Origin of the sequence: Clostridium sp. CCUG 7971 (assembly GCF_017590215.1) — a bacterium.
Lineage (GTDB): Bacteria > Bacillota > Clostridia > Peptostreptococcales > Peptostreptococcaceae > Faecalimicrobium.
Genome location: NZ_JAFFPK010000066.1, coordinates 16,244 through 31,283, shown reverse-complemented (window position 1 = coordinate 31,283; position 15,040 = coordinate 16,244). Strand labels below are relative to the sequence as shown.

Genomic DNA, 15,040 nt, shown 5'->3' with positions numbered 1-15,040 from the left:
TTTGTTTTAATTTATATATGATTAATAGAACAAAGTCTTAAATAGTATTTTCTTGTAGTCAAAATCAGATATAATTTATTATAATAAAAAACCCCTCCATAAAGTTAAATGGAGAGGACTTATTTTAATTCCAAAATAATTAATTATTAAAACTATATCTCCTACTTATGCTACTGTGCTACTATTTAATATTTATGTATCTAAATATATAAAACTAATATATTTGAATACATTTTTAATATATTATTTTTTAATGTTTGGCGAATTAATAATTCCTATTCTACGTTTACTTACTATACTTATAATTCTCCATAACATTTATACTATTAAACTACTGTTCTACTATTCTACCTACTAAGATAATCTATATTATCTATACTACTTTCCTATTAAAGTGAATTATATATAGATTCTTCACTTCTGTCAACTATCTAATTTATAAATCTGCTATTGATCTATGTCCAAGTCCAATTACTACTTCATTTAAATGAAGTAATCCTACACTAAGGAAAATACATACACTTACATGCTCTCCTTGTCTTGCAACTCCAATTTTTCCACCCACACTAAGTCCATTTGCCTTATCTGCAACCTGCATTATTGCTTCTCTAGTAGCTCCTGCAATAGCACCATCATGAACATGACAATCTTTAATTATTCCAGTTCTTTTAGATGCAACTAAAGCTCTTTCTATTATTTTTTGAATTGATGAATTTAAATTTCCACCAATATCTACTGCTACAGCTAAAACATTTTCCTTTTTAAATTCTTCTATAAGTTTTTCTTCTTCTTGTCTTGAAGAAATTGCCATTTTAACAGAAGCCTTTGCTATATCGACGCTATTCTTTTCTTTCATTAGTAAACCTCCTAATTAAGCTATTTATATCATGATTTTTATATCAAAAATTCTATAATCCAAAATAAACTTTTATATTTTATAGCTTATTATATCATTAAGCTTGCATTTATTTATAGGTGTAATATACACAATTAACATTTTTTTATAATTCTATTTTTTATTAATATTTATATCTCCTACATTAGATTTTATTTTTATCGTACCTGAAATATCTGTTCCTATAGATGACTTTAATGTTTTTCCATCTATATTTGCTGAGAAATTTGAATCAACATCTCCAACATTAGATTTAGCATCTATATCAAAACTACTATTTTCTGATATATATATCTCTACATCCCCTACATTAGATTTAATATCTATATTCCCATCTATTTTATCTATTTCACATCTTATATCTCCTACATTAGATTTTATACTACCTTTTCCACTAAGACCTTCAATATCAATATCTCCTACTGATACCTTAATATTATATTCTTTAGTATTAATAATTTTAGAATCCATATTTCCTACATCTAATTTTGTATAAAAACTATTGCAACTAATATTTTCTTCAATATTTAAATCTCCAACATTTTGATATATTTCAAAATTTTCTAAATTTAAATTTGATAATACGTCTATATATCCAACATTATTATTTACAGTCAAATTTTCTTTATAAGTTTCTGGTATATAAATCTCTATAGTTCTCAATTTAAATCTACCAAATGATATCCACCCTAATATGTTATTATTTCTATGAATATTTAGACTGCTACTTTCTTCTGATATCTTTAACTGTTCTCTTTCACTTATTTCATAATTGCTACTCTCAACTATTTTTATATCTTTATCTTTTGTAGTTTTTATAACTAAATCGTCTCTTGTTAAATTTATTTTTATATCTTTTAAATTATCAACCTTAACAGTCCATTCATTAGTTTTACTTAAATTATCTTCATTTCTTAATGATATTCCTCCTATAAACAAAACTATAAGTATTACAGTTATTATAGACCATATTACTATCCTAAATTTAGCATTTTTCCTACTCATAACTTATTTATCCCCCTTAAAGTCATAAAATGCCTTAATTATTTGTTCTATAGATGCTCCAATTATAAATACTATCCATGAAGTTCCCCAGTTCCCAAATGTGAAACTTACTAAAAAATATATTGCGGTTATCATAATCCACATAGCAGATGTAATAGATTTTCTTACTCTATGATTTTGATCGTTTGCTGACTTCCACTCTTTAAATTCTTCTACCATAGTATCATCTGTTTTTTGATATTTAGGTTTTGATACTTCATTATAAATTAAAAGTCCTGTAGCCGCTGCAATAAGTGCAAACATTATTACTGTACCTAATTCTTCACCCCATGTTCCCACTGATTCAAATAATATAACCGGTATCGGACATATTATATACATCATAACTGATATTGCTATAATCTTAGCTGATTTTTTTCTTTGTTCTTCATCATCTTTATTCATAAAATCATATCCAATAAGTTCTTCTACATCACCTATATTAGATACAGCTTTGTTATATGCTTCTTTTTCATCTAATCCTGATTCTAATAGATCATTATATTTATCATTTACACTTGATGTAATCTCTTCTTTAAGATCACAGTTCTTTTTCGATTTAGGTGCATTTTCAAATAAACTACTTACATACATTTCTATTTTTTTGTTCATTTTTACCTCTCCTATCTCTTTATATTAAACTATCTATTAATTTTTTTGCTTCATCCCAATCTATCTTATTTTTTTCATATGTGCTTTTTCCTAATGGTGTAATTGAGTAATATCGTCTCCTTGCACCTTTGTTTTCATTACCCCAATATGATGTAATCATACCACCTTCTTCAAGTCTTCTAAAAGCTGAGTAAAGTGTTGCCTCTTTTAATTCATACTCATTATTTGTTTTTTCTTTTATACTCTTATTAATTTCATATCCATAAGTATCACCTTTAACTAAGCTTGCTAGAATAATAGTTTCTGTGTGACCTCTTATTAAATCTGAAGTAATTGACACATTACTTCACCTCCTTCTCTATATGATTATCTGACTAAATTTATATTAGTTTTATATGACAATTATTTTATTCTTTACATTTACTATTATACTTACATATTAGTTTTATATACCTCGCCTGTCAATGTATCTTTTTCTATATAGTATATAAATTTTATATATAAATGTTACAGTTTATTGCAAAAATTATCTAAGTTTACTGAAATTAAGAAGCACCTAAGGCAAACTACTGTAGGTGTTGTTGGTAAGATATTAATAGTACCTTGCATATTTATACCTATATGTATATTAGCAGGATATAGAGATGTTAAACTTGCAACTCTTATGGTTATTTTTGCTGCACCTACTGCTGTTTCATAATTTACGATGGCTCAGCAAATGGATGCTGATAGCAATCTTTGGGGACAAATAGTAGTATTTAGTTCTGATTTTTGTGTACTTACAGTATTCTTTTGGATATTTATTCTAAAACAACTAGGTTTAATTTAATAAACAAACAAATTCTTTTTTTAATTTTCTTTTATTAAGCTCACTTCCGCTCTTATTTTACGAATAATATGTACATCTAAAATAAAAAAGTATTGGTTATTTTAACCAATACTTTTTAGCTTTTTAATAAAATCTTTTATCTTGACTTTGATAGCAATAGTAACTTTTTTCTTCTGTTTCTATGCTTAAAGAATCATTGTATACTATTACTTCCTTTATACTTTTATCACTAACTTCACATACAGTATCTTCTTTTGACTTACCAAAACTTAAACATCCTTTGTCTCTTTCAGGCTCATATCTAAATCTTATTTGAGCATTTTGAATAGTTACTTCTTCATTATTTTGTTTATGTTTTACAATTACTTCTGTATAATCATTTTCTACAAGTATATTTTGTATTTTATAAGTTAATTTATTTTTCATATTTATATCTCCCTTGCTTATAACAAATCTTTATATATTTAATATAGCAAGGTTATTTAATTCTCTCAATTAGGCACTTTTTTGTAACCTAAATATATTACATTTTCTCAATTTAGTATATACAAATAAAAAAGTATAAATTTATTTAAGAGCATTTTTTATATCTGATATTATTAATTCCTCCGTTAAATGATAACGTTCATATAATTCTTCTAATGATACACTATCAGTAAATTCTTTTGAAGCGCCAAAATTTAATACTTTTATATCTTTATCTGAATAGAATCTTGAAATCTTTTCACCGAAACCACCATCAAGTATCCCATCTTCTAATGTTATTACTAACTTATGACTATCTAATAACTCGTTTAATAAATCTTTATCTATTCCACTTATGAACCTCGGATTTATTAATGTAGCATTTATTCCTGTATTCTCTTTTAATTTTTCCTGTACTTTTTCTCCAAGATGATAGAAACTTCCAAGTCCAATTATTGCTACTTCACTTCCACCTTTCACTTTTTCATAAGTATTTAAATTATAAAAATCAGGTTTAACTTCAACACCAGTTGATATTACATCCATGTTTGGAACACGTATTGCAACTGGATGTTTATCTTGTTCTATCCCCCACTCCATCATAGCAAGGTATTCTTCTTTATTAGTTGGTGCAAGGTATACTATATTCGGAATATTAGATATTAAAGGTATATCAAATAGTCCAAGATGTGTCACATCACTATCTGTTATCCCTCCCCAGTAAACCATAATAAGTGCAGGGTTATTGTTTATAGCAAGGTCTTGAGATAATTGATCATAGGTTCTTTGAATAAATGAACTAACAAAAGATGCCACAGGTTTACCACCTTGTGAAGCTATACCTGATGCAAATGCTATTGCATGTTCTTCAGCTATTCCAACATCTATAAATTGATTTTTAAATTCATGTCTAAATGAACCTAGCCCAACTGGTCCAGGAGTTGCAGCTGTTATTGCTACAATACTACTATCTTTTCTTGCTTTTTGTGATAAAAATTCACCTGCAATAGTTGCATAATCTTTTCCAGTACTTTTAAATAACGGTTCTTTAGTTTCTAAGTCAAACGGCATTACCCAATGGAATGCTTCTTTATTTTCTTCTGAATCTTTATATCCTTTACCTTTAAGTGTTTTTATATGAACTACTACTGGGTGATTAGTATCTTTAACCTTTTTAAAGATATCAATTAATGACTCAATATCATTTCCATCTTTAACATAATGATAATTAAATCCTAAAGATTTAAAGAAATTATTTTCTGCTTTTCCATCAGTTTCACGAAGTAAGGCTAAATTTTTATAAAGACCTCCGTAATTTTCAGCTATAGACATATCATTATCATTTACTAGTATTATTATATTTTTTCCTGATGCAGCTGCATTATTTAACCCTTCATAAGCTTGCCCACCACTTAAAGAACCATCTCCTATAACAGCTATAATATTTTCACTACCACCCTTTACATCACGCGCTTTTGCTAAGCCACATGCTAAACTAATTGATGTTGATGTATGTCCTATTGTAAAGAAATCATGCTCACATTCATTAGGTGAAGTATATCCTGTAACACTTTTATACTCTTTAGGATTTATAAATGCATTTTTTCTTCCTGTTAAAATTTTATGTGGATATGATTGATGAGAAACATCATAAACTATCTTATCTATTGGTGAGTTAAATATATAGTGTAGCGCTATAGTAGCTTCAACCATACCTAAGTTTGGCCCAAAGTGTCCACCTACTTTACTTACTTTTGTTATTATACTTTCTCTTATTTCACTAGATAATGCTTTTAATTCATCACTATTAAGTACTTTTAAATCTTTGGGGCTGTTAATTTTATTTAAAATATTTAATGACATATTAATACCTCCAATATTTATACTATAAATTATTTTTGTTAATATATTGATTAGTATAAATCTTAGAGTAAACTCTAAGTCAATAGAAAATTTTAAAATAGTTTTTCTAATTTTTCCTTTACTTAGAGTACACTCTAAGGGTTATAATATAATATCATTTATTTTAGGAGGTAAAATTATGACCTATACTATCAAAGAAGTAGCTAAAAAATATGGTTTATCCACTCATACTCTTCGCTATTATGAAAAAGAAGGTTTACTTCCTTTTATCAAACGTAATGAACAAGGTAATAGAGTTTTTAGTGATAAAGATTTCGAATGGCTTGATCTTATATGCTGTTTAAGAAATACTCATATGCCTCTATCTGAGATTAAAGAGTATGTGGATTTATGTATAAAAGGTCCCGATACTATTTGTAAACGTGAAGATATACTTTTAAATCATAAGAATTATATAGAAAACGAGATAAAAAACTTTAATTCTTATCTTAAAATTGTTGATAACAAAATAAATCATTATATTAAAGAACAAAAGTCTATTATATGTAAATAATTCAAAAACCGTATAGAATTATCTATACGGTTTTGTGTATTTCAAATAACTTTATATTTTCAAGAGTTGAAGCACCACCAATGAATCTAGAAAGATGGCGGAGTTACTGCAAATATAACTTCACAATCAAAATCAGATATATTTTCCCATTTATGATTTGAGTGTGGAGGTATTTTTATACTATCTCCACAATTTAGTTCAACTACCTCATTCATTAAATAAAGATTGACTGATCCTTTCATTACATAAGCAACTTCTTCACCTTTATGGCTAAAAAGCTCTTTTGAAGAAGATTTTTTAGGAGGTATTTTCATAAGCATAAACTCAATATCTCCTTTTGAGTTGGGTGTTAACAATTCATATGAAAAACTGTCATCTTCAGCAAACATTATTTTCTTACGACTATCTTTTCTAACTACTAAACTTTCAGTTGCAACATCATTTATGAAAAAATTAAACATTGGTATATCCAAAGCATTAGAAATTTGTTTTAGTGTATTAATAGATGGATTAGCACTTCCCTTTTCTATTTGGCTAAGTAGTGATGGTGTAACACCGATTAAATTAGCTAATTCTTTAATAGTTAATTCTTTTCCTTTTCTGTATTCTGAAATATTTTTTGATATATCTACTTCATTCATTTACAAACTACCTCATTTTTACGTATTTTAAATTATTATTAGATAATTATATCAGTATAGGCTATTTTGTGCAATTTGATTAAATTCTATTTACTTAAATCCAAAATAATTAAATATCATTGACTATCATAAAAAAACATGCTAGTATTTATTAAAGCACACTTAATTTATTAAGTTAAAATTAAATATTATTTAACTAACAGTATTTAAATCTATATAATATTAAGATAAGGATGGTTAATTATGGCTAATTCAAAAGTATTAAACAAAGAAATCTCAACTTGGATAGAAGAGTATCCATTATTACAAGAAATAATAAATTTAAAGGAAACATTATGGATAAATCCACAACATAGCAACTTTGAAGAAGGAATGAAAAATGTTTCTCTATCTGATGATGATGTATTAGATGCAGAGAAAAGATTAGATAGATTTGCTCCATATATAGCAAAAGTATTCCCAGAAACTAAACCAGAAAATGGAATAATAGAATCTCCAATAGTTAAAATAGATAATATGAAAGCTAAATTAGAAGAAATATGCGGAGAGGAACTTGCAGGAAATCTTTTATTAAAATGTGATAGTCACCTTAAAGTTTCTGGATCTATAAAAGCTAGAGGTGGTATATATGAAGTTTTAAAACGTGCAGAAGATTTAGCTTTAGAAAACAACATAATTACATTAGAGGATAACTATAAAAAGCTAGATAGCGATGAAGTTAGAGAATTTTTCTCTAATTACTCTGTAGTAGTAGGATCAACTGGAAATTTAGGGTTAAGTATAGGTATAATGAGTGCTAAACTTGGTTTCAAAGTCACTGTTCATATGTCAGCAGATGCAAGACAATGGAAAAAGGATCTTTTAAGAAGCAGAGGTGTAGAGGTTATAGAATACGAATCTGATTACAGTAAAGCTGTTGAAGAAGGTAGAAAGCAAGCTGAAGCAGATGCTAGTAGCTACTTTGTAGATGATGAAAATTCAAAAAATTTATTCTTAGGATATTCAGTAGCAGCTAAAAGATTAGATAAACAGCTAAAAGATATGGGTGTAAAAGTAGATAGCAATAATCCATTATTCGTATATTTACCATGCGGAGTTGGTGGAGGTCCTGGTGGAGTTGCTTTTGGGCTTAAGCTTTTATACAAAGATAATGTACATTTCTTCTTTGCAGAGCCAACACATTCTCCATGTATGATGATAGGTTGTATGACTGGAGAACACGATAATGTCTCTGTTCAAGAATTTGGAATAGATAATATAACTGCAGCAGATGGATTAGCAGTAGGTCGAGCTTCTGGATTTGTTGGTAAAATTTTAGAAAAATTAATGAGTGGATGCTACTCAATTACAGATGAAAATATGTACAGACTATTAACTAAAATGGCTGATAGTGAAAAAATATTCTTAGAACCTTCAGCACTTGCTGGTGTTCCAGGTATTGTAAATATACTTACATCTGAAGAAGGTAAAAAATATTTAAGAGATAACAACCTTGAAGATAAATTAAACAACACAACTCATATTGCATGGGCAACTGGTGGAAGTATGGTCCCAAAAGATATGATGGATGAATATTATAATAAAGGTGTTTCATTACTTAAATAAAAATAATAAACTCATTTTTATGGAGTTTAATAGTATTTAATGTTACAAATATAAAGACCGTATTGACTACTTAGTCAACACGGTCTTTATTAATTTTAATTATGAATAGTTACACTACTTCAAAATTAATTTAGAATTCTTCACTATCAAATAACATTTTGCTATCAAAGTATTTATTCTTTTCTTCTTTTAGATTAAATTTATGAAGAAGTTCTTCTAACATTTGAGCCTGACTTGATAATTCTTCACTTGCAGCAGCACTTTCTTCAGAAGTTGCTGAATTTGTCTGCACAACAACAGATATTTGTTCTACACCAATATTTACTTGGTTTATATGTTCTGCTTGTTCATTACTTGCATCTGCAATTTCTTGTATAACTTCTGCTGACTCTTTGGCTCCATTAACAACTTCTTCAAGAGATTTTGCAGTTTCTGAAACTATTACAGTTCCATTTTTTATTGCTATAATTGATCTTTCAATTAGCTCTGCTGTATCTTTTGCGCTTTGTGCAGATTTTGCTGCAAGATTTCTAACTTCATCGGCAACAACAGCGAATCCTTTACCAGCTTCTCCAGCACGTGCTGCTTCTACTGCTGCATTAAGAGCTAATATATTTGTTTGGAATGCTATTGAATCAATATTTTTTATTATATGTCCAATTTCATTCGATGTATTGCTAATTTCATCCATTGCTGCAATCATCTCTTGCATTTGCTTTTTACCTTTATCAGTAGCAATGCTTGATTTCACAGATATTTCTTTTGCTCTTTCTGCATTTTGTGCAGTTTGCTTTATTTGTTCCGATACTTCATTTATAGTTGCTGAAAGTTCTTGAATTGAACTTGACTGTTCTGTAGCACCTTGAGAAAGTACTTGTGCACCTTCTGCTACTTGATTTGCACCAATTGCTACTTGTTCACCAGAAACATTTATTTGTGTTAAAGTACTATTTAAACTATCTACAATTTTATCTAAAGCTATTAACATAGGCTCAAAATCATTTACAAATAAATCACCTAATCTATCCTCATCTATATCAACATCTAAGTTACCATTACTAATTTCAGATAATATATTTGTTAGTGTATTTATCATTTCTCTAAAATCAGTAACTATTTTACCTGTAGCATCTGCTACTAGACCTATTTCATTATCCTCATCTATAACTGGTATCTCTGAATTTAAATCACCTTCAGCCAATTTTTTCAATCTTTCACTACATTCCTTTAATGGATTTCCTATTTTATTAGAGAACTTTATTGCTACAATAAATGCTATAATTGTAAATATTATAGATAATATAACTGTAATCATTATTGAAGTATACATTTGGCCAAGGAAATCATTTTTATTTATCATTACACCTACACCCCAATTATCACTATCTTTTACTGGAGCATATCCTAAAATCCAATCATCTCCTCTTAAATCTACATCAGTATATCCTGTTTCTCCTGAAATAAGCTTTTTATCAGCTTCTGCAAAGGTAATAAATCCTTATTTGTTGCTGATTCTTTTATAGTATTTTCTTCACCGATAAGACTAGTATCTCTATGAGCAATTGTTGTTCCTTCATGGTTAAGAAGATAAGCATAACTATTTTTACTTATTTTTATGTTATTAACAATTTCATTTAAGAAGTCTTTGTCTGGGTCAAAAGTTACAACCCCTACTATTTTACTACCTTGTACTCCATTTTCCCAAATAGGTGCTGAAACTACAAGTGTAAGATTTCCTGTCACTTGACTTACAACAGGACTACTCATATAAGCTTTTCCTTCCATAGATATTTTAAAATAATCTCTTCCAGAATAATCTTTTCCACTAAAAAGATCCTTACCATTGCATCTAAAATTTGACCTAATGATAATCCATATAGCTTTTCCTGTCTAGTTATAATACTTTGTTTTTCTTCTAAGTTTACCTTAGGATCTGAGAGTTCTTTTATAATACCTGTTTGAATTGCTGCATTTTTAAGATTTGTAATTTTTTGAGAAACAGTTTCGGCAGCTTGCTTAGTAGTCTCTACTGCTGTTTTAGATAAAATGCTGTTAGAAGTCTTATAATTTAAAAAACTTGTAATAGCTCCTAAACATATACAGCAAATAACTGCAAAACACACAATTGTTAAAGCAAGTTGAGTTTTTATACTTTTGTTTTTTTCTTTACTTTTTTCTCTTAATTTAAAATTCATTTTTCATTTTTTCCCCTTTATTATTTTGCTTTATATGTTAATTTATCAGCACTACTAACATAATTAACTATTTAAGTCTTAGTTATTTTATTATTTAATCACTCCTCACACATTAAAATATTATAGTTATTAAAACCCACTTACATAATACAAAAATAAAAGAGCATCAACATAAACCAGTTAATACTCTTCTTCTAAAATACAAATAAGATACAAAATTTATGCAACTGGCTGACTTAAAAAAAGTCCCTATAGCTTTGCGTCGCCGAATCACTTCGGGTTTGCTAATTTAATTTTATTTTATATTTAATTTTACATTTTATATTAACACGAATGGTAATTTTTGTAAATATTTAAGGTATTATATATTTTTATATTATTTTTTTAATATAATAGCAGAAAATTGTATTTTTATTTACATAATTAATATATTTTTTATGTACTTTAGAAATTAATTGATTATTTGAAAAAATATAAAAATACAAAAAATTTAATTTTTTATATTGACATAAGTAAAAATAGTCTATATTATTAGATTAATAAATTTTTTAAAAAACAAATTCTATGAAGAGAAAAAGTAAGTATTCTTTTGTTCCACAGAGAGTTGGTGTTTGCTGAAAACCAATGTTCAAATTATACTGAAAAATCATCTCTGAGAAGCAATGCTGAACGTATTTTCAGTAAGTATTGCCGGTATCTTCCACCGTTAAAAGGTAAGCGTATTGATAGATACGTAACTGAGAGCCAAAAATAGGTTTATTTTTTATAACCTTAATTTTTGGAACTAGGGTGGTAACGCGGATAATCCGTCCCTTGTATTTTACAAGGGGCGGTTTTTTTGTTTTTGAAAGGGGGAATTTTAATGGACATTGAAGGTGAAATAATGAAGTACTGAAAAATATAATTAAAACAGGAGGATATAAAAATGAACGATTTATCAAAAAAAGATTTATTACTTACAGGCTTAATGCTTTTTTCTTTATTCTTTGGAGCAGGAAACTTAATATTTCCACCATTTCTTGGGCAATCAGCAGGAGATAATACATGGATAGCAATGGCATCATTTTTTATAACAGCAGTTGGATTTCCGATATTAGGTGTAATTGCTGTTGCTAAGTCAGGTGGATTAACTAACTTAGCTAAGAAAGTTAATAATAGTTTTGCAATAATATTTACTATTTTAATATATTTATCAATAGGACCTGGTTTAGGTATACCAAGGGCTGGAAGTCTACCTTTTGAAATGGTGGTATCACCATATTTACCAGAAAGTGTACCAAAATCTTTAGCATTATTCTTATTTACACTTGTATTCTTTTTAGTAGCATATTGGCTTTCACTATCTCCAACAAAATTGGTAAATCGTATGGGTAAAGTATTAACTCCAACTTTATTACTATTAATACTTGTTATTTTTCTAGGGTCTTTATTTAGACCACTAGGTAGCTACGGAGAAGCTAGCAAAGATTATGTAACTAATCCATTAGTCAAAGGATTTTTAGATGGGTATTTAACTATGGATACTATAGCGGCTTTAAATTTTGGTATAGTTATAGCATTAGCAATAAAATCTAATGGAGTAAAGGATGAAAAAGCTGTCGTTTCAGCAACTATAAAAGCAGGACTTATAGCAGGTACTTTACTAGTAATAATATATTCATTACTTGCTCACCTAGGAGCTACTAGTGGTTTTAAATTTGGAGCTACTGAAAATGGAGCACAAACTTTAACAAATGTTACAACATATATTTTTGGTAAACCAGGAGCATTATTATTAGCCGCTACATTTACATTAGCTTGCTTAACAACTAGTGTTGGCCTTATAAGTTCTTGTAGTCAATACTTTGCTACACTTACTGATAAAGTATCTTATAAGTCTTGGGTTAGAATATTATCTATTTCTAGTATGACTCTTGCTAATCTAGGATTAACAAAAATACTAGCTGTATCAGTACCTCTATTAAATGCAATATACCCAATCTCAATAATGCTTATAGTACTATCAATGTTTGATAAGTTTATAAAAGAAAATACTTTAGTTTACAAGTTTACAATACTATTTACTGGTATAGTAAGCGTTGTTGATACTTTAGGTCAGGTAGGAATAAAAGTAAGTTACATTTCAGATTTATTCAGTAAATTACCTTTATATTCTCAAGGTTTAGGTTGGGTAGTACCTGCAATAATTGGAATCCTTTTAGGATTAGGAACAATGTATTTAAAACCTAGTTTAATTAAAAATGAAGTTAATGAAAGCGGAAATTTAGAATAAATAAATTATAAAAATAAAAAAGGCTATAATTATAAAATTATAGCCTTTTAATTAATATTAAGAACAAAACCTTTATTATATCCATATTAAAATATACTTAAATAAATTTAGCTATTTTTTTATTATCTATATAGCTAATTATAGTACCATAATAACGTTTCTTACACTCTACAGCCTTAGAAATTTTATCAATTAAAATTAATTTATATTCTTCATCACAGCAATACAAGCATAGTCCTTCTTTTTTTAAGACATAAGAAATTGGAAATACTTCAACTTTACTTCCCTCTATTTCTAACTCTACAAAAAATTTATTATCTAAAGATTTATTAATTTCATTGCATATTTTATTTTCAGTACTAAATTTATTTTCATATAAATCTATTATAAGCTTCTCTTTGAGATTATTTAAAATTCTAGAACATCTATCAGAATCAACAAGAGTAAATTTATCAATAAGAAAAGATTTTTTTATATTTTCGCTTATATTTTCAGAAATATATAGTGCTAATATTAAAGATTCATAGTCACTGTCTGTTAGAATATATTTAGCTATTATATAATTTCTATCTAAGTCTACTCCTCCATTAACACCTCTATATGTTATTATAGGAATTCCAAGTACTGATAATTTATCTAAGTCCCTTTGTATGGTTTTCGTTGATACTTTAAATCTTTCAGATAGTTCCTTAATTGTAGTCTTAGAATTATTTTTTAATAAGTAGAATAATATATCTAATAATCTCATCGCCGCATCCTTCCAAATTACTACTAAACTAATATTTTATTTATTATTTTTTAGCCACATAATTGCACTATACGCATGCATAGCCGCGCCTGTAACCATTATATCCTCATTGAATACTACTTGTTCGTTATGCATCGGTAACCCATATAAAGGATTTTCTTGCTTTGTACCTGCACCTAACATAAAATAAACACTCGGCACCTCATATGAATAAGAGGCAAAATCTTCTGATCCCATACCTCCACCTTCGAATGAAATAACTGACTTTTCACCAACTAAATCTTTTATATAAGATGCCACTTCGTTTGCTAAATTTATATCATTAATTAACGGTGGTACTGATGATAACTCTATTAATTGAGCTTTTCCTCTAAACATTTTGGCTGTAGAATTTACTATCTCATTCATTCTATTGAATATAAATTCTCCTATTTCTTTATCTAAACTTCTAATGGTTCCTTCCATAACTACTTCTTCTGGTATTATATTTGGAGCTTCTCCTCCAGCAAATTTTCCTATAGTTACTACAGCAGGTTTAGTTGCTGATATTTCTCTACTTATTACTTCTTGTAAAGATAAATAAATATGAACTGCTATATTTATTGGATCTACTCCTGTTTCTGGCATTGCCCCATGGCATCCATTTCCTTTTACAAGGATTCTAAATCTATTACATCCAGCTATGCTAGTTCCTAATCCATATAGTATAGTATTTGAAGGTGTTCCAGAGTGTACATGCATTGCCATAGCTGCATCAACCTTTGGATTTTTAAGCACTCCTGCATTTATCATACTTTTAGCTCCAGTGAATCCTTCCTCATCTGGTTGAAATACTAACTTAACAGTACCTTCTATTTTGTCTTGATTTTGTTTAAGTAATCTAGCTGCACCTAAAAGCATTGCAGTATGCATATCATGTCCACATGAATGCATACATCCATTCGTTGCTTTGAAATCACATTTTGTATCTTCTCTCATAGGCAAAGCATCCATATCTGCTCTTAATAAAAATGTTTTTCCAGACTTATTACCTTCAATTGTAGCAACTATACCACTTTCACAAATTTCCCTCGGTTCATATCCAAATGATCTTAACTTATCAATTACATAAGACTTTGTTTTAGATAGGTTAATCCCGACTTCAGGATTTTTATGAATTGACCTTCTATAATCTATAATGTCTTCTTTTATTAATTTAGCTTGTTCTATAAAGCTCTTCATAATATCACCTCATTTATTTGTATAAAAATTTAGTCCTATTTTTAACTTATTATTTAATAATAATACTAAAATAGGACATATAGAGTCCTCTTTTTTA

Annotated in this window: 17 protein-coding genes, 1 riboswitch and 1 other annotated feature; of the genes, 5 read left to right on the top strand and 12 right to left on the bottom strand. The window is 27.9% G+C overall.

Features of this window, described 5'->3' with window-relative positions; translation table 11 throughout:
- Positions 1-436: 436 nt before the first annotated feature.
- From JWF52_RS09430 to JWF52_RS09415, 4 genes are all read right to left on the bottom strand, one after another.
- Complete coding sequence (locus JWF52_RS09430) at positions 437-856, bottom strand: HutP family protein (RefSeq protein WP_208333324.1); 420 nt, start codon at positions 854-856, stop codon at positions 437-439.
- Positions 857-1,009: 153 nt separating this feature from the next.
- On the bottom strand, positions 1,010-1,900 hold the full coding sequence (locus JWF52_RS09425; RefSeq protein WP_208333323.1) for a DUF4097 family beta strand repeat-containing protein: 891 nt from the start codon (positions 1,898-1,900) through the stop codon (positions 1,010-1,012).
- Positions 1,901-1,903: 3 nt separating this feature from the next.
- Entirely contained in the window at positions 1,904-2,551 is a 648-nt protein-coding gene (locus JWF52_RS09420) for a permease prefix domain 1-containing protein (protein ID WP_208333322.1), read from the bottom strand.
- Between the two features lie 19 nt (positions 2,552-2,570).
- Complete coding sequence (locus JWF52_RS09415; protein ID WP_208333321.1) at positions 2,571-2,891, bottom strand: PadR family transcriptional regulator; 321 nt, start codon at positions 2,889-2,891, stop codon at positions 2,571-2,573.
- A 177-nt stretch (positions 2,892-3,068) separates the two neighbouring features.
- Between JWF52_RS09415 and JWF52_RS09410 the strand changes: the two genes are divergently transcribed.
- Positions 3,069-3,251 (top strand): hypothetical protein, encoded by a 183-nt coding sequence (locus JWF52_RS09410; protein WP_208333320.1) that lies wholly within the window; start codon positions 3,069-3,071, stop codon positions 3,249-3,251.
- 6 nt (positions 3,252-3,257) lie between these two features.
- Positions 3,258-3,380, top strand: coding sequence for a hypothetical protein (locus JWF52_RS19280; RefSeq protein ID WP_286184079.1), 123 nt, complete (start codon positions 3,258-3,260; stop codon positions 3,378-3,380).
- A gap of 123 nt (positions 3,381-3,503) precedes the next feature.
- Here the strand turns inward: JWF52_RS19280 and JWF52_RS09405 are convergent, their stop codons facing one another.
- Positions 3,504-3,806, bottom strand: coding sequence for a hypothetical protein (locus JWF52_RS09405; protein ID WP_208333319.1), 303 nt, complete (start codon positions 3,804-3,806; stop codon positions 3,504-3,506).
- Positions 3,807-3,947: 141 nt separating this feature from the next.
- A complete protein-coding gene (locus tag JWF52_RS09400) occupies positions 3,948-5,708 on the bottom strand; it encodes a 1-deoxy-D-xylulose-5-phosphate synthase (protein ID WP_208333318.1) in 1,761 nt (586 codons plus the stop codon).
- Positions 5,709-5,886: 178 nt separating this feature from the next.
- On the opposite strand from JWF52_RS09400, the gene JWF52_RS09395 reads away from it, so the two are divergent.
- Positions 5,887-6,261: a MerR family transcriptional regulator gene (locus JWF52_RS09395; protein ID WP_208333317.1), complete on the top strand. Its 375-nt coding sequence runs from the start codon at positions 5,887-5,889 to the stop codon at positions 6,259-6,261.
- 86 nt (positions 6,262-6,347) lie between these two features.
- Here the strand turns inward: JWF52_RS09395 and JWF52_RS09390 are convergent, their stop codons facing one another.
- Entirely contained in the window at positions 6,348-6,902 is a 555-nt protein-coding gene (locus tag JWF52_RS09390; RefSeq protein ID WP_208333316.1) for a helix-turn-helix domain-containing protein, read from the bottom strand.
- A 243-nt stretch (positions 6,903-7,145) separates the two neighbouring features.
- On the opposite strand from JWF52_RS09390, the gene dsdA reads away from it, so the two are divergent.
- A complete protein-coding gene (gene dsdA, locus JWF52_RS09385; protein ID WP_208333315.1) occupies positions 7,146-8,507 on the top strand; it encodes a D-serine ammonia-lyase in 1,362 nt (453 codons plus the stop codon).
- 130 nt (positions 8,508-8,637) lie between these two features.
- On the opposite strand, the gene JWF52_RS09380 is transcribed toward dsdA, so the two are convergent.
- The 3 genes from JWF52_RS09380 to JWF52_RS09370 form a co-directional block, all read right to left on the bottom strand.
- Positions 8,638-9,867, bottom strand: coding sequence for a methyl-accepting chemotaxis protein (locus JWF52_RS09380; protein ID WP_208333314.1), 1,230 nt, complete (start codon positions 9,865-9,867; stop codon positions 8,638-8,640).
- A 71-nt stretch (positions 9,868-9,938) separates the two neighbouring features.
- The gene (locus JWF52_RS09375) at positions 9,939-10,292 is read right to left on the bottom strand and encodes a PDC sensor domain-containing protein (RefSeq protein WP_208333347.1); all 354 of its coding nucleotides are present in this window, start codon (positions 10,290-10,292) and stop codon (positions 9,939-9,941) included.
- Complete coding sequence (locus JWF52_RS09370) at positions 10,271-10,702, bottom strand: hypothetical protein (RefSeq protein ID WP_208333313.1); 432 nt, start codon at positions 10,700-10,702, stop codon at positions 10,271-10,273. The genes JWF52_RS09375 and JWF52_RS09370 overlap by 22 nt, the downstream gene beginning before the upstream one ends.
- Before the next feature lie 219 nt (positions 10,703-10,921).
- Positions 10,922-10,998, bottom strand: a riboswitch (cyclic di-GMP riboswitch).
- Between the two features lie 259 nt (positions 10,999-11,257).
- Positions 11,258-11,519: a binding site (T-box leader), on the top strand.
- A 108-nt stretch (positions 11,520-11,627) separates the two neighbouring features.
- Between JWF52_RS09370 and brnQ the strand changes: the two genes are divergently transcribed.
- The gene (brnQ, locus tag JWF52_RS09365) at positions 11,628-12,974 is read left to right on the top strand and encodes a branched-chain amino acid transport system II carrier protein (protein WP_208333312.1); all 1,347 of its coding nucleotides are present in this window, start codon (positions 11,628-11,630) and stop codon (positions 12,972-12,974) included.
- 97 nt (positions 12,975-13,071) lie between these two features.
- On the opposite strand, the gene JWF52_RS09360 is transcribed toward brnQ, so the two are convergent.
- Positions 13,072-13,722 (bottom strand): helix-turn-helix transcriptional regulator, encoded by a 651-nt coding sequence (locus JWF52_RS09360; protein WP_208333311.1) that lies wholly within the window; start codon positions 13,720-13,722, stop codon positions 13,072-13,074.
- 36 nt (positions 13,723-13,758) lie between these two features.
- Positions 13,759-14,943, bottom strand: a complete 1,185-nt coding sequence (locus JWF52_RS09355) for a M20 metallopeptidase family protein (RefSeq protein WP_208333310.1) — start codon at positions 14,941-14,943, stop codon at positions 13,759-13,761.
- Positions 14,944-15,040: the final 97 nt, after the last annotated feature.

What these genes read in the sequence shown, in the direction of transcription:
- JWF52_RS09430 (WP_208333324.1), bottom strand. Translation starts at nt 856, where the DNA reads ATGAAAGAAAAGAATAGCGTCGATATAGCAAAGGCTTCTGTTAAAATG.
- JWF52_RS09425 (WP_208333323.1), bottom strand. Translation starts at nt 1,900, where the DNA reads ATGAGTAGGAAAAATGCTAAATTTAGGATAGTAATATGGTCTATAATA.
- JWF52_RS09420 (WP_208333322.1), bottom strand. Translation starts at nt 2,551, where the DNA reads ATGAACAAAAAAATAGAAATGTATGTAAGTAGTTTATTTGAAAATGCA.
- JWF52_RS19280 (WP_286184079.1), top strand. Translation starts at nt 3,258, where the DNA reads ATGGCTCAGCAAATGGATGCTGATAGCAATCTTTGGGGACAAATAGTA.
- JWF52_RS09405 (WP_208333319.1), bottom strand. Translation starts at nt 3,806, where the DNA reads ATGAAAAATAAATTAACTTATAAAATACAAAATATACTTGTAGAAAAT.
- JWF52_RS09400 (WP_208333318.1), bottom strand. Translation starts at nt 5,708, where the DNA reads ATGTCATTAAATATTTTAAATAAAATTAACAGCCCCAAAGATTTAAAA.
- JWF52_RS09395 (WP_208333317.1), top strand. Translation starts at nt 5,887, where the DNA reads ATGACCTATACTATCAAAGAAGTAGCTAAAAAATATGGTTTATCCACT.
- JWF52_RS09390 (WP_208333316.1), bottom strand. Translation starts at nt 6,902, where the DNA reads ATGAATGAAGTAGATATATCAAAAAATATTTCAGAATACAGAAAAGGA.
- dsdA (WP_208333315.1), top strand. Translation starts at nt 7,146, where the DNA reads ATGGCTAATTCAAAAGTATTAAACAAAGAAATCTCAACTTGGATAGAA.
- JWF52_RS09380 (WP_208333314.1), bottom strand. Translation starts at nt 9,867, where the DNA reads ATGATAAATAAAAATGATTTCCTTGGCCAAATGTATACTTCAATAATG.
- JWF52_RS09375 (WP_208333347.1), bottom strand. Translation starts at nt 10,292, where the DNA reads ATGGAAGGAAAAGCTTATATGAGTAGTCCTGTTGTAAGTCAAGTGACA.
- JWF52_RS09370 (WP_208333313.1), bottom strand. Translation starts at nt 10,702, where the DNA reads ATGAATTTTAAATTAAGAGAAAAAAGTAAAGAAAAAAACAAAAGTATA.
- brnQ (WP_208333312.1), top strand. Translation starts at nt 11,628, where the DNA reads ATGAACGATTTATCAAAAAAAGATTTATTACTTACAGGCTTAATGCTT.
- JWF52_RS09360 (WP_208333311.1), bottom strand. Translation starts at nt 13,722, where the DNA reads ATGAGATTATTAGATATATTATTCTACTTATTAAAAAATAATTCTAAG.
- JWF52_RS09355 (WP_208333310.1), bottom strand. Translation starts at nt 14,943, where the DNA reads ATGAAGAGCTTTATAGAACAAGCTAAATTAATAAAAGAAGACATTATA.